Genomic DNA, 21715 nt, shown 5'->3' with positions numbered 1-21715 from the left:
GGTCGGGATCCCACTCCCTACCGCGGGGGAGGCCGCAAGCGCATCAGTACGGCTGCACCAGCATGTGCGCCGCACCCGGGATGCCGACCTTCAGCAGCTCGTCCTCCTCGGGCGTCGTCGCGGCGCCCATCTCCTGCTTGAGTACGGCACGCGACATGGCCTGCACCCACATGGCCCGGGGCCGGCGGCGCGCCTCCCAGGCGGCGAGGGCGGCGGGCACATCGGCCTCGTCGTCCAGCGATTCGGCGAGCACGGCCGCGTCCTCGACGGCCATCGCCGCACCCTGCGCGATGTGCGGGGTGCTGGCGTGCGCGGCGTCACCGGCCAGGACCACCCGGCCGACGTGCCACGGTTCCTCGACCGTCACCTGGGAGATCCGCGAATACACCACGGCGGACGGGTCGGTGACCGTGGTGAGCGCCTCGGCGACCGGTCCGGAGAACACGGAGAGCCGCTCCGTGAGCTGCTCGTGCGCCCGCTCCGGGTCCGGCCGGAAGTCCGCCGCCTCGGCGAACACCGCACCCAAATACATCAGTTCGTCCGTGATCGGGGTGAGCAGCGCCTTGGCGTCCTTGCCCGCGGTGCCCATCACCACACCCTGGACCTGCGGCTGACGGGGCACGGTCACCCGCCAGTTGGCGAATCCGGTGTACTCGGGGGCGTAGCGGTCGCCGTACAGCCGCGACCGCAGCGGCGAGCCGATCCCGTCGAAGCCGACCACCAGGTCCCAGCGGCCGGCGGAGCCGTCGGAGAGCGTGACGTCCACACCGGAGCCGTCGTCGGCCAGCTCCGTGATCGTCGCGCCGAAGCGGATCGTCGCCCCGGCCGCCGTGGCGGCGGCGCCGAGCACCTGGGCCAGCGCGGGACGCGGGATGCCGTTGCTGGACGGGGCGTCGCCCATCCGGGGCTGCGGTATCCGGGCGACCGTCCCCCCGGCCGGGTCGGAGATGGTCAGGATCTCCCACTCGAACCCCGCCTTCAGGCACTCGTCGAGCACCCCGATCTCCCTCATGACGTGCAGGGCGTTGGACGGCTGGATGATGCCGACGCCGAGGGCGTCCAGCTCGTCGCGGAGCTCGGCCACCTCGACGGTGTGACCGCGCCGGGCGAGGGCGGTGGCGAGGGTGAGTCCGCCGATGCCGCCGCCGTGAATCAGGACGCGCAGGGGTGATGCCATCAGACCTACTTTCGAAGGGGCCACCGGCTTCAGTCGGTGGGGGAGTCGAACCCTTGGAGCGTAGGCCCGGAGCGCCGGAGTTCTCATCCGGCCGTCAGTAGGGGGAGCGTCGCACCGAGCTGCGGCCGACGGCGGACAGCAGGAAACCGATCACGATCCCGATGGCGAGACAGATAGCCGCCGAGCCGATCCTGGCGTCCAGCGGGACCGATGTGGTGAAGGGCACCAGCACCATGACGGCAGTGGCGAGGGCGACGATGCAGACGAAGTACGTGCCCGGCTGCCGCGTCGCGAGGATCAGCAGATGCACCAGCGCCGTGGCCGCCAGCGCTGCCAGCCCGGCCCCGGTGGCCAGCAGTCCCGTCGAGGAGTCGCCCAGCGCTCCGGCGCTCTCCGGCGCGAAGAGGGGCACGTCCAGGACCCCACGGACGAGGAGCACCCCGGCGACGGCGGTGAGCGCGGCGACGACAGCGGTCATGACGCCGCCCGCCCACAGCCGCGCCGCATCGACACGGAGCCGGGGCGGTTTTGGGCGGAGGTATCCGGTCCGCTGCTGCGGCTGCCCGAAGCTGTCCTGCGATTCCCATGCGTCCACGATCGGTCTTCTCCCCTCGGTACCCGGACCCCGATCGTGGACCGGACGAGCGGAGCCGGCGAACGCACGCGGTCCGTGCGGGTGACGCACCCGAGAACCCCCCTGACAACCACGGGGCGCGGACCGATCGACAGGGGTGTAAGCAGAAGACATGCGCGTCCGGCACAGAGACCACCGCCTCACCCCCTCCCGGCGGCTGAGCCAGGGGCTGCTCGCCGTGCCGTTCGTCCTCATCGCGACCGTCGCGCTGATCGACATCAGCACCCCGGAGTCCATCCATCTCGGCCCGTTCCTCGTCGCCGCGCCCGCGCTCACCGCCTCCTTCGCCGGCCCCGGCCTCACGGCCGCCGTCGGAGCGCTGGCCGTCGTGGCCCAGGTCGTCATCGCCGTCCTGCACGGCGGCGTCGGGACACCGAACCACGAGGCCCAGATCGCCGCCGTCGCGGTGATCTCCGCGTTCCTGGCGGTGTTCCGGTATGCCCTTGACCGGCACGAGCGGCAGCTGGAACAGGTGCGCTCGGTGGCTGTGATGGCGCAACAGGTCCTGCTGCACCCACTGCCGCACCAGATCGGCCCATTGAGTATCGCGTCCGTGTACATCGCGGCCGAGGAGGAGGCCCAGATCGGAGGTGACCTGTACGCCGCGGTGCCCGCCCCGGGCGGGACCCGCCTCGTGGTCGGCGACGTCCGCGGCAGCGGCCTGCCCGCCGTCGACGACGCCGCGGTGGTGGTGGGGGCGTTCCGCGGGGCGGCGTACGAGAACCTCTCGCTGCCCGGCGTCGTGGCACACATCGCCAACGCCTCGTACTGGAACATGGCCCAGCTCGCCGAGACGGATCCCGAGTACGACGAATCGTTCGTGACCGCGCTGGTCCTGGACGTCTGCGAGGAGGACCACAGCATCCGTCTGGTGAACTGCGGACATCCCCCTCCACTGCTGCTGCGCAGCGACGGCCGTGTCGAGGCACTGGAGGTCAGGGAACCCGCGCTCCCGCTGGGCTTCGGCATGGTGTCGGAGAACCAGTACGAGGTTGAGACCTTCGGCTTCCACCCCGGCGATCTGCTGCTCCTCTACACCGACGGCGTCATCGAGGCACGCGACCGCAGAGGCACCTTCTACCCGCTCGCCGACCGGCTCGTCACCTGGAACGGCACCGGCCCCGACGCCCTTGTCGAGCATCTCCACACCGACCTGCTGCGGCACGCCGGCGGGCACCTGGGCGACGACGCCGTCATGATCGCGATCACGAAGGCGTCCGGCGCGGTCAGGGGAGCCGCAGCGAGTAGGTGATCCGCTCCAGGTGGTAGTAGTCGGCGACGCATGTGGCCGGCCAGACCTTCCGCCCGTGCTGACGGAACGGTTCCACCATGCCGCCGACCGACAACGGCATGTACGGGAGAACCCGGTCGCCGTCCGCCGCACGCGCGCGCATCCACCGGTCCTGGCGGTCCCACTTCACCGCCCGAACGCGCATGTCATGTTCGAGCCGGCCCAGCGGGACGGCGAGCGCGAGGCACACAACGGCGCACACCCCCGCACCGGCCGCCTGCACCGCACCGGTGCGGTGCAGGCGCAGACCCAGGGCGACTCCCACCAGCGCGCCGACTCCGACGAGCACCGCGACGTACAGCAGGACGTAGTCGTTCCAGATCCGTGAGGAGGTCATCACGCTCTCGCCGAAGGCGGGATACGCGACGACCGTGCAGAGATATCCGGAGACCAGGAACGCGAGGACACCGGCGCAGGACAGCAGCGGCCAGCGCTCCGGCAGGACCACGCGCCGCCCACCCGGCCCCCTGATGAGCAGCCCCAGCAGGACCCCCGCCGCGACCGCCCCCAGATGGGCCCACGTCGTGAGGAGCGTTCCCAGGATGTGTCCGAAGCCGCGCAGGGACCCGAGGAGTGAGTCGGGCGCGAGGAAGGACACCCCGTCCGTGTCGAATCGCTTCCGCCGGATTCTCGCGCCGGGCGACGTGTAGAGCACGAGCGTCCCGGCCACGGTCCCCGCCATGCCCGCCAGACACCAGCCCCGCACATAGGCGCGGCGCCGCCCGACGAGGAGCAGCAGAACGGCCGACAGGACAACGAGCACGACGACGGACGCTTCCTCCGAAAGCGTCCCCAGGCAAAGACCCGTCACGAGAACGGTGACCAGCGCGCAGCGCCTGCCCCCGCGCGACCGGGCCCGGAGCAGCGGAACGGCCGCGGCACAGGCGAGCACCGGCGCCATGGTGTGCGAGACGGACGACGCGGGCCAGTAGAACGTCTTGTACGTGTTGGGCGTCGCGAACAGAAAGACGGCCGTCACCGTCGACGCCGCGAGCAAGGGGACTCCCCGTGGCGCCGTCAGACCGCCCCGGCGCAGCGCCGATACGGTCACCGCCCACACGATCCCCAGCGTGACCACACAGCTGACCAGCCCGAACCACTGGTGCCCCGCGACGCCGAACCTCCCGTACGCCCAGACCAGAACGGCGTTCGCGATCCGCCCGTTGTCCTTGAGATAGAACTTCCCGACCATCCCGGGGAGCCCCTCGTCCCGCACGACGGGCAGAAAGCACCACTCGTCCGCACCGGGACGGACCCACCGCCCATACCACGCCGCCGCCCCGAGAAGACCGAGTGGCAGGAGACAGAGAGCAGTCGGCCAGAGCGTCCCCCACGCCGGTGAGCGACGGGCGTTCGCCGTCCTGCCGGGCACCGTCCGTTCCCGTTCGCGCGGCTGCTCCGAAAGGCCTGTCCGTGAGGCACCGGGGGCGGCCTCCCGTGCCGGGCCGGGGGCCGTCATCGTGCTTCTCGAACCGTGGTCATCGCCGCTATCTGATACGGGGAGGCGGGCAGCCCGGTCTCCGCACGCGCAGGGGCGACCGCGGCTTCATCCGAATGGCGGACGCCGAAATCCGTTGCGGTGCCGGGGCCCTGTCGGCCGTCGGCCCACTGTCGGCGCGCGGACTGCACGCCGTGGTGGGAACGCGGAGTCCTGGGCGACCGCGGCAATGGCCTCGTTCCGCTGCGGCGCGAACGGGGTGAACCGGGCGGCGCGCTCGGACCTGAAGTCCGTGGGGTCAGCGGGCGGGGCGGTCGGTGATCCAGCGGGCGGCGAGCAGGCCGGAGGCCGCGGTGAGGACGGCGGCGGCGATGACAGTGGCGCCCAGGCCGAGGGCGTCGGCGAGGACACCGGCGACGAGGGCGCCTGCGGCGTAGCCGATGTCGCGCCAGAAGCGGTAGGTGCCGAGCGCGTTGGCCCGCCAGGCGGGGTGCGCGTGGTCGGAGACGGAGGCGATGAGGGCCGGGTAGACCATGGCGGTGCCCAGGCCGAGCGCGACGGCGGAGAGGATGCCGGCGAGCAGGGGCCGGTCGAGCAGGGCCAGCGCGAGGACGAATCCGGCGGCCTGGACGAACATGCCGGTGACGATCAGGGGTTTGCGGCCGATGCGGTCGGCGAGGTGGCCGGTGGGGATCTGGCCGATGCCCCACAGCAGCGGGTAAAGGCCCTTGACCAGGCCGACAGCGGCAAGTCCCAGGCCATGGTCGGTGAATAGCAGAGGGAAGACGCCCCAGGTGAGGCCGTCGTTGAGGTTGTTGACGAGTCCGGCCTGGCTGGCGCCGCGCAAGGAGCGGTTGCGCCAGGAGGTACGGGCGAAGGTCTTTGCCAGCGCGGTGGACTGCTCCGCGCCGGCCGGTCGGGGGTGCCGGGCGAGTTCGAGGGCCACGTGGGCCGCGGTGTCCCGGACGGACAGGGACAGAGCGATGCCTGCGGCAACGAAGACGATGCCGATCAGTTCGGGTGCGGGGCGCAGGCCGTATCTGGTGGCCAGGTAACCGGTCAGCAGGGCGGAGGCGCCGACGGCGACGTATCCGGCGGCCTCGTTCAGGCCGGTGGCGAGACCGCGGCGGGCAGGGCCGACGAGGTCGATCTTCATGTTCACGGTCATCGACCAGGTCAGGCCCTGGTTCATGCCGAGCAGGACGTTCGCGGCGACGATCCAGCCCCAGGACGGCGCCCATGCGAGGGCGAACGGGACGGGTATCCCGATGAGCCAGCCCGCCATGAGGAGTTGTTTGCGGCGGAAGCGGGCGGTCAGCTCGCCGGCGGCCAGATTGGTCAGCGCCTTGGTGACGCCGAAGGCGATGATGAAGGAGAAGACGGCCAGATCGCTGGTCAGCCCGAAGACGTCCGTGCCGATGAGGGGAACGGTGGTGCGTTCCAGGCCGACCAGGGCGCCGACGCAGACATTGATGATGACGAGCAGGGTGAACTGTGCCCAGTTCTCACGCAGTCCCAGGCGCACTGCGGTGTCGGCGGGTGCGGCCGAGGTGGGGCTGATGCTCACCGGCTGCTGCCTTCCGCGCCGTCAGCGGGCTGTGCGCCGCAGGCGGTTGTCTGTCCGTTTTCCATGATCACCCTCGGTTGGTCCACATACCCCCAGGGGTATGAAAGTACTTAAGGGAGCCCTCCGTTCTTGGCTCTCCCTTGAGTGCAGAATACCCCTAGGGGTATGCAGTGTCGACGCGGCCCGCGCTGTGACATCCGCCTCCAGCGGTCGACCGGCCCCCTCGTTCGCGGACCGCCGCACCCTCGAATTTATACCCCCCCGGGTATTTGACATCTGCGACAGGGTGTGCCTACTGTCGTCATCAAGAAATACCCAGGGGGGTATATGGGAGCGAGGGAATCGCGGTGCGTGAAGTGGATCTGGATGTGTTCGCGGCGGCGTGGGCCGAGGGGGCGCTCGTCCTGGACGTGCGGGAGCCGGAGGAGTACCGGGCCGGCCACGTGCCCGGAGTGCGACTCGCCCCGCTGTCCATCCTCGCCGCCGCGGCGGGCGAGGTGTCCAGGGACCGGCCGGTCTACGTGATCTGCGCCAGCGGCAACCGCAGCCAGTGGGCCGCCGAGCGCCTGGCTGCCCTCGGCGTGGATGCCGTCTCGGTCGCCGGCGGCACCAGCGGCTGGGCCCGCACGGGTCGCCCGCTCGTCACCGGATCGGCGCCCGGCGCCGCGTGAAGGAAGTGCCCGCCGTCCGGGCGGGCGTTCCGTCGGTTGTTTTCGAGAACATATACCCCATGAGGTATATGTTCATTCTCACGGAGGGTTCCTGTGTTCTTCACCCAGTACTACCTCGACTGCCTCTCCCAGGCGTCGTACATGATCGCCGACGAGACCAGCGGGCAGGCCGTGGTCGTCGACCCGCGCCGGGACATCTCGGAGTACATGGCCGATGCCGAGACCCGCGGCTTCACTGTCGTCGGCGTCATCAACACCCACTTCCACGCCGACTTCGTCGCAGGACACCTGGAGATGGCGGCCCGCACCGGCGCCTGGATCGGCTACGGCCATCGCGCCGAGACCGAGTACTCCATCCGCAAGTTCACCGAGGGCGAGCGTGTCAGCCTCGGCGACGTCACTCTTGAGATCATGGAGACCCCCGGGCACACCCCGGAGTCGATCAGCGTCCTGGTCTACGAGCACGCCACCGACACCGTCCCGTACGGGGTACTGACCGGCGACGCGCTGTTCATCGGTGACGTGGGCCGGCCCGACCTGCTCGCCTCGGTGGGCGTGACCGCCGAGGAGCTCGGCGCGATGCTCCACGACAGCGTCCAGAACAAGCTGATGGGCCTGTCGGACGAGGTCCGGGTCTTCCCCGCCCATGGCGCGGGCTCCGCCTGCGGCAAGAATCTCTCCACCGAGAAGCAGTCCACCATCGGCGAGCAGCGTGCCACCAACTACGCCTGCGCGCCCATGAGTCGAGAGGACTTCGTGGCCCTCGTCACCGCGGGCCAGTCCGCGGCGCCGAGCTACTTCTCCTACGACGCCGAACTCAACCGCAAGGATCGTGAGCTGTACGACCCGGCCGCGGCGCCCCGGCCGCTGACCGCCCAGGAGTTCTCGGCGCTGCGCGGGGCCGGGGCCGTGGTGGTCGACGCCCGCGGCCCGCAGGAGTTCGGTGCCGGGCATCTGCGCGGGTCGATCAATGTGCCGGCCGACGGCCGGTTCGCCGAGCAGGCCGGAACCGTGCTCACACCCGACGCGCAGCTGCTGGTCATCGCGCCGGAGAATCGCGAGGAGGAGGTGGTCACCCGTCTCGCCCGGATCGGTTTCGACCGGGTGGCCGGCTATCTGCGCAATCCCGACGACGTCCTCGCGGCCCTGGGGGACGAGGTCGGCCCCGCCAGCCGGCTGACCGCCGCCCAGCTCCGTACCGCTCTGGAGAGCGGAGAGCCTCCGCTCGTGGTCGACGTTCGCACCTGCGGAGAGCGCGCGGCGGGATTCATCGACGGCTCGCTGCACATGGCCCTCGGCGAGCTGCCCCGCCACCTGGGGGAGATCCCGCGCGACCGTGCGCTGGTCCTGCACTGTGCGGGCGGTCACCGCTCCTCCATCGCCGCGAGCCTGCTGCGCCATCACGGCTTCTCCGACGTCTCCGACATCCTCGGCGGTTACGCCGCCTGGGCGCTGCTGACCGAACCCGCCGGCGCCTGACCCCAGTCGTCACGAAGACCACCGGCATGCCCGCGAGGGGCGGCCCACGCCCTGGCGGGCTGCCGGTGTCCACCCCTACTCATTTGCATACCCCGCGGGGTATGCATCCGCTTTACCTATGGAGCCCCCATGACCAGCAATGCCTCCCGCGCCGCCGCAATCGACTCCGCCGCCCTTCAGCGGCTGATCGGGGAAGGCCGCGGGCCCCGCCTTCTGGACGTCCGTACTCCCGGCGAGTTCCGCACCGTCCACATCCCCGGCGCCTGCAACGTGCCCATGGCCACCCTGCGCGAGCACCGCGCCGAACTCCTCAGCCACCTCGACGAAGACGTCGTCCTTGTCTGCCGCTCCGGCACCCGCGCCGCACAGGCGGAAGCCGCCCTCGCCGAGGCCGGACTGCCGAACCTGCGCGTCCTGGACGGCGGCATGATCGCCTGGGAGACTGCGGGCGCCCCCGTCAATCGCGGCTCCGACCGCTGGGACATGGAACGCCAGGTCCGGCTCGTCGCCGGATCCATCGTGCTGACCACCGGGCTCGCCGGCCTGCTGGTGCCCGGCATCCACCTGATCGGCACCGCCGTCGGCGCGGGCCTGACCTACGCGGCCGTCAGCAACAGCTGCGCCATGGGCATGCTGCTGGCCAAGCTGCCCTACAACCGCGGCCCGCGCACCGACATCCGCACCGTCATCGCGGCCCTGCGGGACAAGCCGTGATCGCGGTCGTCATCGCGGCGTCCCTGTTCGTCGGGATCAGCCTCGGCATCCTCGGCGGCGGAGGCTCGATCCTCACCGTGCCCATCCTGGTCTACCTGGCCGGCCAGGGCACCAAGGAGGCCATCGCCACCTCCCTGTTCGTCGTCGGCGTCACGAGTGCGGCCGCCCTGATACCCCACGCCCGGGCCCACCGGGTCAAGTGGCGCACCGGACTCGCCTTCGGCCTGGTGAGCATGGTCGGCGCCTACGGCGGCGGCCGCCTCGCGGAGTACATCCCCGGCACGGTGCTCCTCATCGCGTTCGCCCTGATGATGCTCGCCACGGCGGCGGCCATGCTCCGCACACCGCGCAAGGCCGCCGCGCCCAGGGACACACACCGCGAGCTGCCCCTGAAGCACATCGTCGTCGAGGGGCTGGTCGTGGGCGCGGTGACCGGCCTGGTCGGTTCCGGCGGCGGCTTCCTCGTCGTGCCCGCCCTCGCCCTCCTCGGCGGCCTTCCCATGAGCGTGGCCGTCGGCACCTCGCTCCTGGTCATCGCCATGAAGTCGTTCGCCGGCCTGGCCGGTCACCTCTCGGGTGTGCAGATCGACTGGGGCCTGGCCCTGGCCGTCACCGCCATGGCAGTCGTCGGCAGCCTCATCGGCGGCCGCTTCGCAGGGCGCATTCCCCAGGACACGCTTCGCAGGGCGTTCGGCTGGTTCGTCGTCGTCATGGGTGTCTTCGTCCTCAGCCAGCAGGTCGGCACCGCCGTCTGGGTCCATCCCCTGACCTGGATTGTCGCGGGCATCGCCACAATCGTCCTGGCCTCGCGTGCCGTGCGGGCACGAAACCGGGCCGCCGCTCCGCCGGTTCCGCCGGTACGCGACCACGAGACGGTCACTCGCCCATGACCCGGATACCCTGCGGGGTATCGTCGGGCCCGAATTCCTCACCGCCGATCGTCGCGCCGGTGGAAATTCCCTGCGGTGGTGGCCGGGAAGGGGGGAGACTCCTCTCATGGCTGACATGGGGGCGTTCCGGGAGGCGGTCATCGCGTGGGCGGCCGGTGGTTCCGGCGACTCCGCGCACGAGTTGGCCGCACGATTGCCCGTCCGGGCGGCCGTGCTGCTCGAAGGGCTGAGCGACGTCGCAGCGGTCAGCGCGCTGGCCGCGCGCCGCAGCCGGGACCTGGAGGCCGAAGGGATCTGCGTCCTGCCGATGGGCGGTGCGATGAACGTCGGGCGTTTTGCTCGCCTTCTCGGACCACCCGGCCTCGGCCTCCGCCTCACGGGACTGTGCGACGAGGGGGAGCGTCGCTACTACGCCCGTGGCTTGGAGCGGGCCGGTGCGGCACCGCAAGGGTTCTTCGTCTGCGCGGCGGATCTGGAAGACGAGCTGATCCGCGCGCTGGGCGTGACACGGATGGAGGAGCTCGTCCAGGCGGAGGGCGACCTACGCGCCCTCCGGACCTTCCTGCGCCAGCCCGCACAGCAGGGTCGCACCTCGCAGCAGCAGTTGCGGCGCTTCCTCGGCACGAAGAAAGGGCGCAAGATCCACTATGGCCGCGTCCTCGTAGAGGCCCTCGCGCCCGACCGTATACCCGCCCCACTCGACGGCCTGCTCACCAGCCTCTGACCGCTGGGCGACGCCCGACACACCGCCGGACCCCTCCCGGACCCGCATCAGCGCAGGTCGAAGGGGCCCGGCAGCCGTCGGCTCTCAGATGTCCCGGAAGATTTCGATCTGCGCGCCCACCGAGTTGAGCCGTTCCGCCAGTTCCTCGTAACCGCGGTTGATCACATACACATTGCGCAGTACGGAGGTCCCCTCGGCCGCCATCATCGCGAGCAGGACGACCACGGCGGGCCGCAGCGCCGGCGGGCACATCATCTCGGCCGCGCGCCACCGAGTGGGGCCCTCCACCAGGACCCGGTGCGGGTCCAGGAGCTGGAGGCGGCCGCCCAGCCGGTTGAGGTCCGTCAGGTAGATCGCGCGGTTGTCGTAGACCCAGTCGTGGATGAGCGTCTTGCCCTGCGCCGCGGCGGCGATGGCCGCGAAGAACGGCACGTTGTCGATATTGAGGCCGGGGAACGGCATCGGGTGGATCTTGTCGATCGGGGCCTCCAGCTTGGAGGGCCGGACCGTCAGATCGATCAGCCGGGTACGGCCGTTGTCCGCCGGGTACTCCGTCGTGCGGTCGCAGTCGACGCCCATCTCCTCCAGCACCGCGAGCTCGATCTCCAGGAACTCGACCGGTACCCGGCGGATCGTCAGCTCGGACTCCGTCACCACGGCGGCGGCGAGCAGGCTCATCGCCTCGACCGGGTCCTCGGAGGGGGAGTAGTCGACATCCACATCTATGTGCGGGACACCGTGCACGGTCAGCGTCGTCGTACCGACGCCGTCGACCCGTACGCCCAGCGCCTCCAGGAAGAAGCACAGGTCCTGGACCATGTAATTGGACGAGGCGTTGCGGATGACGGTCGTGCCGTCGTGGCGGGCCGCGGCCAGCAGCGCGTTCTCCGTCACCGTGTCGCCGCGCTCGGTCAGCACGATGGGCCTGTCCGGGGTCACCGAGTGGTTTATCTGGGCGTGGTAGAGACCCTCGGTCGCGGCTATCTCCAGGCCGAACCGGCGCAGCGCGATCATGTGCGGCTCGACGGTCCGGGTGCCGAGGTCGCAGCCGCCCGCGTACGGCAGTTTGAACTGGTCCATGCGGTGCAGCAGCGGGCCGAGGAACATGATGATGGACCGGGTGCGCCGGGCGGCGTCCGCGTCGATGGCGGCCATGTCGAGCCGGGCCGGCGGGACGATCTCCAGATCGGTCCCGTCGTTGATCCATCGGGTGCGCACACCGATGGAGTTCAGCACTTCGAGGAGGCGGTAGACCTCTTCGATCCGGGCGACCCGGCGCAGCACCGTACGGCCCTTGTTGAGCAGCGAGCCGCAGAGCAGGGCCACGCAGGCGTTCTTGCTGGTCTTGACATCGATCGAGCCGGAGAGCCGGCGCCCGCCGACGACCCGCAGATGCATCGGCCCGGCGTAGCCGAGCGACACGATCTCACTGTCGAGTGCTTCACCGATGCGGGCAATCATCTCAAGGCTGATGTTCTGATTGCCGCGCTCGATGCGGTTCACGGCGCTCTGGCTGGTGGCGAGCGCCTCCGCGAGCTGACTCTGTGTCCAGCCACGGTGCTGACGAGCGTCACGTATGAGCTGGCCGATGCGTACGAGGTAGTCGTCTGACATGGCGCCAGGTTATCTCAGATATGAGATGGAGATCGTCCAGGGGTGTGGCATTCGGGTGATCGGTGCGATGGGGGCAGGTGAGAGCGGGAAGTGTGGGGGATGGTGGGGGAGGTGGGCGATGACTGTTGCCGCGGCGGCCCGTCTCCGATTCCGGGTACGTGACGGCCGTTCCCATCGTCCGCCCGGTGTGGCGGTCCGGCACGCGGGGTGCGTCCGCGCGGGTGGCACGGGGCACGCCGCGCACATCCGTCCGGGTGTCACGCCGCGGACGGCGTGATCCTGCCGGGGTGCGGCGGGTCTCCCCGAGTTGGTGCGCCCCGGCGGCATTCCCTCGCGGGGCGCACCGCCTGTGTCTGCATCAAAAAAAGACCGCCACCGCGTCCTCGAATCAGCGGAACGCGGCACGCTCGTCGCCGTATTCAAAGAAGTAATAAATACCTGCGGACACGCAGTGCCATCGAGTAACGGGATGCCTCGCGCCCGCAACACTGTGATGTCCGCTCATCCGTGACGTGGACGGTGCTCACTCCGGGAGAGCGAGGCGCCGATCGGCCGACCAGGAGTGATTGACATTGGAAAAATCTGAATTCCTTACCGACCTGAACACCGGCACCGGTCATTCGGTGATGAAGAAGCTGCCGGAGGTCACCCTGGCCTTCTGGATCATGAAGATCGCCGCGACGACGCTCGGCGAGACGGCCGGCGACCTGTTCGCCCAGACCCTCAAACTCGGCTACTTCCTCACCACGGTCGCGCTGTTCCTGATCTTCGTCGTCACGCTGGTCGTGCAGCTGAGGTCCACCCATTACAACCCCTATTTCTACTGGACCGTCATCCTGTCCACCAGCATGGCCGGCACCACGATGTCCGACTTCATGAACCGTGACGCCAGCTCCCGATACCTTTCCGGCGGGACCACGTCGCTGGGCTGGGGGCCGCAAGGCCTGGGGCTGGGGTACCCCACGGGAGCCGCGATTCTTATCTCGCTCCTGATTGCCATCTTCGTCATCTGGAAGTTCACCGGGCTGACGTTCTCGATCCGCGACATCGTCACCTTCCGCGGGGAGGCTCTCTTCTGGTCGGCGATTCTCGTTTCGAACACGCTCGGCACTTCCATGGGTGATTTCCTGTCCGACAGCTCCGGACTCGGCTATGCGGGTGGCGCGCTTCTCGTCACCGGGCTGCTCGCGGTGCTTCTCGCACTCATGCGGGTGCCTGTCGTGCCGAACGTCCTGCTGTTCTGGATCGCGTTCGTGCTCACGCGCCCTCTCGGGGCCACCGTCGGAGACTTCCTCACCAAGCCTGTCGCCAAGGGGGGTCTCGACCTCGGGACGGCGGGCTCGTCGGTCGCGCTCCTCGCGCTTCTCTTCGCTCTCGTGGCCCGTGCCCATGTGCGGGAGCGCAGGGGCGTCGTGCCGCGCAACGAGGTCCTGGCCGAGAACTCCTGAGCATGGTCGGGAGCCGGCTCGGGCGGCTGCCGTGTGCTGCCGAGCGGACGACTGCCGCGTCGCAGCGCCGTGCCGATGAGGCCGGTGCGAGAAGGGTGGCACCGTACGGGCTGACCTGTCGCAGCGCCCTCGCCTGGTCGAGATCCGCGACAACCTCCTTGCCCGCAGCACCGAAGCCGAACGGGAAGGCTGGCTGGGCGGACTCGAAGGACTCGAAGTCAGTCTCGCCGGCGCGCAGGACAAACTTGCGCAACTCGACGCCGAGCAGACCCGCCGGGGCGATGTCGTGGACCTCGGAATCCCAACGATCCGCGACATCGCCGGCCGCGACAGCACTTCCACCGCGCGGCCCGGGTGACACCTCCCGGTATCCGATCGGCCTTGAGCAGGCGAGATGCACTTGGCCTACCCGGAGGTCATCAACGCCGGGCGATCTCCTCCACCCGGGCGTGGAGGCGTTCGACATGGTGCTCGGACTCCGGCTTCATCAGGACGCTGCGGAGGATACGCGCGCCGTCGGCGTCTGCGGTGATCTTGGAATGGCGCGCGGTGAACGCCTCGCTGCCGGCTTTGAGGGTGCTCAGGAAGACCGGGTCGGGACTGGTCATCCCGTCGGCGAGGATGCGCGCGGACGCGGTGTCGATGCCGGTCAGGGTGGCGGGGGCGACGACGGGGAAGTAGCTGACGATGTCGAGCTCAGGCTGCTGGTAGAGCTCTAGGACGTCGGACGTGTCGATCAGCTCCGCCCAACTTAGGGCCGCTCGCCGGCCGGCAGCCAGTACTCGGCCGAGTCCGTCGGGGGTGGGCGGCAGGAGCTGGAAGGTGAGCCACAGGGCGGCGGCGGAGGCGCCAGCGCGAGAGCACTCGAGGCTGATTTCGCCGAGGTGGAGTTCGGTGGAGGTGAAGTAGGTGTAGGGCGAGTCGTGGAGGTAGAAGCGGCCCACCTCGGGGTCGCGGAAAAGGACGGCTCCGCAGCCGTAGGGCTGGAGACCGTGCTTGTGCGGGTCGACCACGACCGAGTCGCACCGCGCGATCGCCCGCCACGGCTCGGGCGGTAGCCCTTCGGCTCCTTCGAGGCCGGCCAGCAGGGTGAAGAAGCCGCCGTAGGCGGCGTCGACGTGGACGCGGACGCCGTGGCGCTCGGCGAGGGGCTGGGCCTCGTGGACGGGATCCACGGCGCCCAGTCCGGTGGTGCCTGTGGTGAGCACGACGGTGCCCACTTCTCCCGCCCGCAGCAGGTCTTCGAGTGCGCCGAGGTCCATGCGGCCCCGGTCGTCGGTGAGTACGGGGTGGCCCTTCATGCCGAGGACGTGGCACATGCGGCCGTGGGTGTAGTGGGCGTCGGCGCTGTAGGCGATGCCCCGGTCGGGGTGGAGTTCCCGGGCGACGAAGAGGGCTTCGAGGTTGGCGATGGTGCCGCTGGTGGTGAGGTGGCCGAGGTGGGTGTCGTAGCCGAACATCTCGGCGAGCCGTGCGACGGCCTCGCGTTCCATCGCCGCCGTGGCGGGGCCACCGTCCAGGGCGTGGTTGTTGGGGTTGATCAGCATCGCGGCGAGGTGGCCGACCACCGCGGCGGGGTGCGGGGGCTTGAGCATCTGGCCCGCGTAACGCGGATGGAAGAAGGGGTAGTTGTCCTTGAGCCGTCCGGTGAGCTCCTCGAAGGCGGCGGCGAAGCGGTCGTTGTCGACCTCAATGGACGGGTGGGGCTGATAAGGGCCGAAGGTGTCGGCCCAGTCCTGTATCGCGTCAGTGGCTCGGCCGAGCCAGTGCTTCAGGTCCACTGATCTCCCTCTTTCTGGTGGGGCACGTCCACCATACGATTTGGTTGAGCAGTCAGCAATTGATTGCTCAGTATTCGATGTGTGAGTAGGTGACCTGGCAGTAAACTTCGGCAGATGAACGCCGTGAACCAGCGGGACCAGGAAGCCGCCGCCCGTGCCGCCAGCAGCCCACTCGTGCGCGACTTCGGGCTGCTGATCAAGTCCGCCACCCGCCTGGAACGGCGGATCGACGCCGAGCTGCGGCGGGAGTGCGGGATCAGCCACACGATGCTGGAAGTGCTGCTACGGCTCTGCCGGCAGCCCGGCGAGGAGGTCTCCCAGCGCCACCTCGCCGACGACCTCACGCTCACCAGCAGCGGCACCACCCGGCTGATCGACCGCATGGAGGGAGCGGGGCTGGTCCGCCGCGTGCCGTCACCCGGGGACCGCAGGGTGGCCCTGGTGGAACCGACCGATGAGGGCCGAACCGTGTTCCTCCAGGCCGTGGCCGTCCATGCCCGCACGGTGGAGGACTACTTCGTCAAGCCGGTGGACTCCGAGGACTACGTACGGATGACGCGGGCGCTCAGCGAGATCGACAGGGCCCTGCGCGAGGCTGCCGAGTGAGCTCAACGTACGTCTCCGCAAGATCCACCCCAGCCAGTACGGCCATCCAGCACCCCCAGTGCGATCACCCGCACGACTAGGTTCACTGAGACGGAGGCCGAACGACTGGGTTCGCTGAGTAAACGACTCGATTGGATGAGAGCGGTCAAGGGCAGCCGGGCATGACCGTTCCGCGGTGATGTACTAGAGTTATCTCGACATCGAGATATCTGCCGAAGGTGTACCGCGCCGCCGAATGGTAAAGGCTACCTAACTAAGCCTTACCTTAGTGGATGGTCGAGGAGCCGTAGGCGGCACCACGCGGCGCCCGCCGTAATGAGGCGCGGTGCGGTAGTACGCGCACATTGATGAAGGAGACTGTCGTGTCGGCGAACAGCTTCGACGCCCGCAGCACGCTGCGCGTGGGCGACGAGTCGTACGAGATCTTCAAGCTGGACAAGGTCGAGGGCTCCGCGCGCCTCCCTTACAGCCTGAAGGTGCTGCTGGAGAACCTGCTCCGCACCGAGGACGGCGCGAACATCACCGCCGACCACATCCGGGCGCTGGGTGGCTGGGACTCCCAGGCCCAGCCCAGCCAGGAGATCCAGTTCACGCCGGCCCGCGTGATCATGCAGGACTTCACCGGTGTTCCGTGTGTCGTGGACCTCGCCACCATGCGTGAGGCCGTGAAGGAGCTCGGCGGCGACCCGGCGAAGATCAACCCCCTCGCGCCGGCCGAGCTGGTCATCGACCACTCCGTCATCGCGGACAAGTTCGGCACCAACGACGCGTTCGCCCAGAACGTCGAGCTGGAGTACGGCCGCAACAAGGAGCGCTACCAGTTCCTGCGCTGGGGCCAGACCGCCTTCGACGAGTTCAAGGTCGTTCCCCCGGGCACCGGCATCGTCCACCAGGTCAACATCGAGCACCTGGCCCGTACGGTCATGGTCCGTAACGGCCAGGCGTACCCCGACACCCTCGTCGGCACCGACTCGCACACCACCATGGTCAACGGCCTCGGCGTGCTGGGCTGGGGCGTCGGCGGCATCGAGGCCGAGGCCGCGATGCTCGGCCAGCCGGTCTCCATGCTCATCCCGCGCGTCGTCGGCTTCAAGCTGACCGGCGAGCTGAAGCCCGGCACCACCGCCACCGACCTCGTGCTGACCATCACCGAGATGCTCCGCAAGCACGGCGTCGTCGGCAAGTTCGTCGAGTTCTACGGTGAGGGCGTCGCCGCCACCTCCCTCGCGAACCGCGCCACCATCGGCAACATGTCGCCGGAGTTCGGCTCCACCGCCGCGATCTTCCCGATCGACGACGAGACGCTGAAGTACCTGCGCCTGACCGGCCGTGACGAGCAGCAGGTCGCGCTCGTCGAGGCGTACGCCAAGGAGCAGGGCCTCTGGCTCGACCCGGCCGCCGAGCCGGACTTCTCCGAGAAGCTGGAGCTCGACCTCGCCACGGTCGTCCCCTCCATCGCCGGCCCGAAGCGCCCGCAGGACCGCATCGTCCTCGCCAACGCCTCGCAGCAGTTCGCGCAGGACGTCCGCAACTACGTCTCCGAGGACGAGGAGGCCGGCAAGGAGTCCTTCCCGGCGTCCGACGCCCCGGCTTCCTCCAACGGTGTGCCGTCGCGTCCGACCACGGTCACGGCCCCCGACGGGACGACGTACGAGATCGACCACGGCGCCGTCACCGTCGCCGCGATCACGTCCTGCACCAACACCTCGAACCCGTACGTCATGGTCGCCGCGGCGCTCGTGGCCAAGAAGGCGGTCGAGAAGGGCCTGACCCGCAAGCCGTGGGTCAAGACCACGCTCGCCCCGGGTTCCAAGGTCGTCACCGACTACTTCGACAAGGCGGGCCTGACCCCGTACCTCGACAAGGTCGGCTTCAACCTCGTCGGCTACGGCTGCACCACCTGCATCGGCAACTCCGGCCCGCTGCCGGAGGAGGTCTCCAAGGCGGTCAACGAGCACGACCTCGCCGTGACCTCGGTGCTCTCCGGCAACCGTAACTTCGAGGGCCGGATCAACCCCGACGTCAAGATGAACTACCTGGCGTCCCCGCCGCTGGTCGTCGCGTACGCCATCGCCGGCTCGATGAAGGTCGACATCACCAAGGACGCCCTGGGCATCGACCAGGACGGCAAGCCGGTCTACCTCGCGGACATCTGGCCCACCGAGGCCGAGGTCAACGACGTCGTCGCCAACTCCATCGGCGAGGACATGTTCAACAAGTCCTACCAGGACGTCTTCGCGGGCGACGCCCAGTGGCAGGCGCTGCCGATCCCGACCGGCAACACCTTCGAGTGGGACCCGCAGTCCACCTACGTGCGCAAGCCCCCCTACTTCGAGGGCATGACGATGGAGACCACCCCGGTCTCCGACATCACCGGCGCCCGCGTCCTGGCGAAGCTGGGCGACTCGGTCACCACCGACCACATCTCCCCGGCCGGTGCGATCAAGGCCGACACCCCGGCCGGTAAGTACCTGACGGAGCACGGCGTCGAGCGCCGCGACTTCAACTCGTACGGCTCGCGCCGCGGTAACCACGAGGTCATGATTCGCGGCACGTTCGCGAACATCCGCCTGCGCAACCAGATCGCCCCGGGCACCGAGGGTGGCTACACCCGCGACTTCACCCAGGCCGATGCGCCGGTGTCGTTCATCTACGACGCCTCGCAGAACTACCAGGCCGCCGGCACCCCGCTGGTCATCCTGGCGGGCAAGGAGTACGGCTCCGGCTCGTCCCGCGACTGGGCCGCCAAGGGCACCGCGCTCCTCGGCGTCAAGGCCGTCATCGCCGAGTCGTACGAGCGCATCCACCGCTCGAACCTCATCGGCATGGGCGTCCTCCCGCTCCAGTTCCCGGAGGGCGCGACTGCTGAGGCTCTCGGCCTCACCGGCGAGGAGACCTTCTCCTTCACCGGCGTGACCGAGCTGAACAACGGCACCACGCCGCGCACGGTGAAGGTCTCCACCGACACCGGTGTGGAGTTCGACGCGGTCGTCCGCATCGACACCCCCGGTGAGGCGGACTACTACCGCAACGGCGGCATCATGCAGTACGTGCTCCGCAGCCTGATCCGCAAGTAGGGATCGGCGCACCACGGCGGAAGGGCCGCATCCCCGGTGACGGGGATGCGGCCCTTCGTTGTGCTCGGGGTGTTCCCGGCTACCGGACGGCTCAGAAGAGCAGGCGGTAGGTGTTCCAGCCGGAGGTACCGATCCTCACCTTTGCCTTGAACGGGGCTGCCGCGTTGCCGGTGCCCTGGTAGCTCCACAGAGCCCCGGTCGTGTCGCGCGCGATGAGGTCGGTCTTGCCGTCGAGGTTCAGGTCACCGCTGGAGATGAGGTAGTTGTACGTGTTCCAGCCGGCGCCGATCCTGGTACGGGTGGCGAACGGGGCCTTGTAGTTGCCCGTGCCCTTGTACAGCCAGAGGACTCCGGCCTTGTCGCGGGCGACGAGGTCGTTCTTGCCGTCGCCCGTCAGGTCGCCGTTGCCGGCGATCTGGGTGTAGATGTCCCAGCCGCTGCCGACCTTGTAACGGCTCGTCAGCTTGCCGTTGCCGTAGTTCAGGTAGAGGTACAGATTGCCGCTGCTGTCGCGGCCGAGCAGGTCGCCCGCGCCGGCGCCGCCCAGGTTGCCCGGGGAGACCAGCTTGTTGTAGATGTTCCAGCCGGTGCCGACCTTGGTCTGGGTGGTGACGTCGAAGTTCTGGTAGTAGAGGGTCGAGCCCTCGCGGGACCAGATGCCGTCCGCGTCTCCGTCGGCGCCGTTGTCCACCTGCAGGACGGAGTTGACGGTCTTCCAGCCGTTACCGGCGTTGTCGCGGGCGGTGAGGCCACCCGTGCCGGTGGGCGTGTACGAGTACGCGGTGCCGGTCGAGTCGATGCCGTAGAGGGCGAAGACCGGGGTGGTCGCAGCGGCGTCGGCCGCTGCCGCACTGGGCTGCGCGGTGTCGGCACCCAGGGAGGGCTGGGCGCTCGGGGCGTCGGCGGCGACCGCGGAGGTGCCGGTTCCGACGAGGGCGGCGGTGAGTGCCGCGGCCGCTGCGCGGGCGGCTATGCGTCTGTGCTTACGGCCAGAGGTTTTGGCCACGAAGTACTCCATGGATCGGGATGAGTTGTGGCCCGCCCATGAGCGCAGGCGGGCCACATTTTTTCACCCGAATAGTGTCATGGCCTCAGGTGGGAGAACTGCCAGTTGATAAAAAGAGCAGGCTATATGTGTTCCAAATGTGTTCCAACCAGTGCCGATCACGACTCGGGACTTGTACGGTGCGGCGGCTTTGCCGGTGCCCGCGTACGTCGGGACGACGCGGCTGAACTGGCTTTCCAAGGGCGCGACCGGGGACCCGGCGAACGCGGTGAGGGCCGAGCTGGACAAGCTGAAGTTCCTGCGCGGTCTGAACGCCCGCCCACACCCTGGACCTGACGGGCCTGCCCGCCGAGCGCGTGGTCAGAACCAGTGCAGGCAGTGCGGGGAGCGCTCGGCGCGGAAGAGGGCGTCGGCGAGGGTGGCCGCGCCCGGGCGGTGGGCCCGGACGTGTCCGGCACGCACGAGCGTGCTCGGGGCAGTGCCGCCGAGGTAGACCGAGCCCAGGTCGCTCACGTCCAGGGACAGGTCGGGCTCCCGGTCCGTCGGGACGCAGTCGGCCTTACCGTCCCGGACGGTCAGCAGGTAGCGGCCGTGCTCGCCGAGAAACGGGTCCTCGACGTCGAGGACGAGCTCGCCGTCCATGAACCAGCCGCGCGCGGTCAGGGCACCTGGGACGTCCAGGAGCCGCAACCAGAGCCAGTCAGTGTCGCCGCTCACCTCGCCGGCGCGGAAGTCCGCGAACTGCCAGCGCAGCGGGTGCTCGGGCGGGACGTGCTTGAACACAACCTGAGAGACCAGGTCATGTCCGAGTACGAACCGGGCCAGGGCCGTGAAGACGGCGTCGTCGGTGGCGATGGTCTCGTCGACCGTCAAGGTGCCGGACTCGATCGAGTAGCTGGCGTACCCGTCCGGGACGCCGTCGGCGTCCCGGTGAACGGCGACGTAGCGCGGCGCCGGCGAGATCGGGGGCTGTCCCGCGCGCAAGGCCCACCAGCGGTGCGGCCGGGACAGCGCGCCGGGCTGTGCGCGGCGATACCGGTCGTAGATCTCTTCCAGGATCTCGCCGCACTCGGCACGCCGCAGCACCTCGACCGAGCCGGTCGTTGGGGCGTCGGCCGTTCCACGCGCCCGGGGGAGGGCGAGGGCGGCCTGGTGGCGCGGCACCGTCAGCTGCTGCGTATAGGTCGCCGGTCCGTAGCCGAACCTGCCGTAGATCGGGGCCTCAGAGGCCAGCAGCACGGAGAGGAACTCCCCGCCGGCCCGCAACTCGGCGAGCTGATGCCGCATCATCGCGCTGAGCACGCCTTGGCGCCGGTGCGAGGGCAGGACGCCGACGGCGGTCACCCCGGCGGCCGGGACGAGGATCTCACCGGGCAGGGTGAGCTCGAAGGAGTGCGCGGCGGCGGTGCCGACGGGCCGCCCGTCCGCCGTCAGGGCGAGCAGGCAGCGGCCGATTTCGAGCGCCGACCACCAGAGCCCGCCGCCCTCGATCGGGGTTTCCGGGAAGCGCCCGAACGCGGCATGGACTGTGTCGACGAAGACGTCAAGGTCCTCATCGGTCGTGGAACGAATCTCCATTGCCGCCGCTGCCTCCTCGC

17 protein-coding genes are annotated in these 21715 nt (G+C 69.5%); 9 read left to right on the top strand and 8 right to left on the bottom strand.

Annotated elements, in window-relative coordinates; translation table 11 throughout:
- Positions 1–43: 43 nt before the first annotated feature.
- Both AB0915_RS24440 and AB0915_RS24435 read right to left on the bottom strand, forming a co-directional pair.
- Complete coding sequence (locus tag AB0915_RS24440; protein ID WP_366693105.1) at positions 44–1177, bottom strand: FAD-dependent monooxygenase; 1134 nt, start codon at positions 1175–1177, stop codon at positions 44–46.
- 94 nt (positions 1178–1271) lie between these two features.
- Positions 1272–1772 carry a DUF6069 family protein gene (locus AB0915_RS24435; protein WP_366693104.1) on the bottom strand — a complete coding sequence of 167 codons (501 nt, stop codon included), beginning with the start codon at positions 1770–1772 and terminating at the stop codon, positions 1272–1274.
- A gap of 151 nt (positions 1773–1923) precedes the next feature.
- Here AB0915_RS24435 and AB0915_RS24430 point away from each other — a divergent pair, with 151 nt between their 5' ends.
- Complete coding sequence (locus AB0915_RS24430) at positions 1924–3063, top strand: PP2C family protein-serine/threonine phosphatase (RefSeq protein WP_366693103.1); 1140 nt, start codon at positions 1924–1926, stop codon at positions 3061–3063.
- Here the strand turns inward: AB0915_RS24430 and AB0915_RS24425 are convergent.
- Both AB0915_RS24425 and AB0915_RS24420 read right to left on the bottom strand, forming a co-directional pair.
- Positions 3038–4294, bottom strand: a complete 1257-nt coding sequence (locus tag AB0915_RS24425) for a DUF6056 family protein (RefSeq protein WP_366693102.1) — start codon at positions 4292–4294, stop codon at positions 3038–3040. The two genes, AB0915_RS24430 and AB0915_RS24425, sit on opposite strands and share 26 nt — an antisense overlap.
- Before the next feature lie 544 nt (positions 4295–4838).
- Positions 4839–6107, bottom strand: a complete 1269-nt coding sequence (locus AB0915_RS24420) for an MFS transporter (RefSeq protein ID WP_366693101.1) — start codon at positions 6105–6107, stop codon at positions 4839–4841.
- Positions 6108–6454: 347 nt separating this feature from the next.
- On the opposite strand from AB0915_RS24420, the gene AB0915_RS24415 reads away from it, so the two are divergent.
- The 5 genes from AB0915_RS24415 (at position 6455) to AB0915_RS24395 (ending at position 10585) form a co-directional block, all read left to right on the top strand.
- A complete protein-coding gene (locus tag AB0915_RS24415; protein ID WP_366693100.1) occupies positions 6455–6778 on the top strand; it encodes a rhodanese-like domain-containing protein in 324 nt (107 codons plus the stop codon).
- 93 nt (positions 6779–6871) lie between these two features.
- Positions 6872–8257 carry an MBL fold metallo-hydrolase gene (locus AB0915_RS24410; protein ID WP_366693099.1) on the top strand — a complete coding sequence of 462 codons (1386 nt, stop codon included), beginning with the start codon at positions 6872–6874 and terminating at the stop codon, positions 8255–8257.
- Between the two features lie 129 nt (positions 8258–8386).
- Positions 8387–8971, top strand: coding sequence for a rhodanese-like domain-containing protein (locus tag AB0915_RS24405; RefSeq protein ID WP_366693098.1), 585 nt, complete (start codon positions 8387–8389; stop codon positions 8969–8971).
- Positions 8968–9861, top strand: coding sequence for a sulfite exporter TauE/SafE family protein (locus tag AB0915_RS24400; protein WP_366693097.1), 894 nt, complete (start codon positions 8968–8970; stop codon positions 9859–9861). Before AB0915_RS24405 ends, AB0915_RS24400 begins: the two co-directional genes overlap by 4 nt.
- A 106-nt stretch (positions 9862–9967) precedes the next feature.
- Positions 9968–10585, top strand: a complete 618-nt coding sequence (locus tag AB0915_RS24395; protein ID WP_366693096.1) for a TOPRIM nucleotidyl transferase/hydrolase domain-containing protein — start codon at positions 9968–9970, stop codon at positions 10583–10585.
- Between the two features lie 84 nt (positions 10586–10669).
- Here AB0915_RS24395 and AB0915_RS24390 read toward each other — a convergent pair whose 3' ends face one another.
- Positions 10670–12199: a UDP-N-acetylglucosamine 1-carboxyvinyltransferase gene (locus AB0915_RS24390; RefSeq protein WP_366693095.1), complete on the bottom strand. Its 1530-nt coding sequence runs from the start codon at positions 12197–12199 to the stop codon at positions 10670–10672.
- Between the two features lie 572 nt (positions 12200–12771).
- Here AB0915_RS24390 and AB0915_RS24385 point away from each other — a divergent pair.
- A complete protein-coding gene (locus AB0915_RS24385; protein WP_366693094.1) occupies positions 12772–13647 on the top strand; it encodes a hypothetical protein in 876 nt (291 codons plus the stop codon).
- Between the two features lie 419 nt (positions 13648–14066).
- Here the strand turns inward: AB0915_RS24385 and AB0915_RS24380 are convergent, their stop codons facing one another.
- Positions 14067–15428, bottom strand: a complete 1362-nt coding sequence (locus AB0915_RS24380; protein WP_366693093.1) for an aminotransferase class I/II-fold pyridoxal phosphate-dependent enzyme — start codon at positions 15426–15428, stop codon at positions 14067–14069.
- A gap of 114 nt (positions 15429–15542) precedes the next feature.
- Between AB0915_RS24380 and AB0915_RS24375 the strand changes: the two genes are divergently transcribed.
- Together AB0915_RS24375 and acnA are read left to right on the top strand one after the other, a co-directional pair.
- Positions 15543–16034, top strand: a complete 492-nt coding sequence (locus tag AB0915_RS24375; RefSeq protein ID WP_366693092.1) for a MarR family transcriptional regulator — start codon at positions 15543–15545, stop codon at positions 16032–16034.
- A 362-nt stretch (positions 16035–16396) separates the two neighbouring features.
- A complete protein-coding gene (acnA, locus tag AB0915_RS24370; protein ID WP_366693091.1) occupies positions 16397–19111 on the top strand; it encodes an aconitate hydratase AcnA in 2715 nt (904 codons plus the stop codon).
- Between the two features lie 91 nt (positions 19112–19202).
- Here the strand turns inward: acnA and AB0915_RS24365 are convergent, their stop codons facing one another.
- Both AB0915_RS24365 and AB0915_RS24360 read right to left on the bottom strand, forming a co-directional pair.
- Positions 19203–20117: a VCBS repeat-containing protein gene (locus AB0915_RS24365; protein WP_366693090.1), complete on the bottom strand. Its 915-nt coding sequence runs from the start codon at positions 20115–20117 to the stop codon at positions 19203–19205.
- Positions 20118–20477: 360 nt separating this feature from the next.
- Positions 20478–21695 carry a GNAT family N-acetyltransferase gene (locus AB0915_RS24360; protein ID WP_366693089.1) on the bottom strand — a complete coding sequence of 406 codons (1218 nt, stop codon included), beginning with the start codon at positions 21693–21695 and terminating at the stop codon, positions 20478–20480.
- Between the last annotated feature and the right edge of the window lie 20 nt (positions 21696–21715).

The organism is Streptomyces sp. NPDC048411 (genome assembly GCF_040704695.1).
In the GTDB taxonomy this organism is placed as follows: domain Bacteria; phylum Actinomycetota; class Actinomycetes; order Streptomycetales; family Streptomycetaceae; genus Streptomyces.
This window is presented reverse-complemented; position numbering and strand designations above follow the sequence as displayed.

What these genes read in the sequence shown, in the direction of transcription:
- AB0915_RS24440 (WP_366693105.1), bottom strand. Translation starts at nt 1,177, where the DNA reads ATGGCATCACCCCTGCGCGTCCTGATTCACGGCGGCGGCATCGGCGGA.
- AB0915_RS24430 (WP_366693103.1), top strand. Translation starts at nt 1,924, where the DNA reads ATGCGCGTCCGGCACAGAGACCACCGCCTCACCCCCTCCCGGCGGCTG.
- AB0915_RS24425 (WP_366693102.1), bottom strand. Translation starts at nt 4,294, where the DNA reads ATGGTCGGGAAGTTCTATCTCAAGGACAACGGGCGGATCGCGAACGCC.
- AB0915_RS24405 (WP_366693098.1), top strand. Translation starts at nt 8,387, where the DNA reads ATGACCAGCAATGCCTCCCGCGCCGCCGCAATCGACTCCGCCGCCCTT.
- AB0915_RS24395 (WP_366693096.1), top strand. Translation starts at nt 9,968, where the DNA reads ATGGCTGACATGGGGGCGTTCCGGGAGGCGGTCATCGCGTGGGCGGCC.
- AB0915_RS24390 (WP_366693095.1), bottom strand. Translation starts at nt 12,199, where the DNA reads ATGTCAGACGACTACCTCGTACGCATCGGCCAGCTCATACGTGACGCT.
- AB0915_RS24375 (WP_366693092.1), top strand. Translation starts at nt 15,543, where the DNA reads ATGAACGCCGTGAACCAGCGGGACCAGGAAGCCGCCGCCCGTGCCGCC.
- AB0915_RS24360 (WP_366693089.1), bottom strand. Translation starts at nt 21,695, where the DNA reads ATGGAGATTCGTTCCACGACCGATGAGGACCTTGACGTCTTCGTCGAC.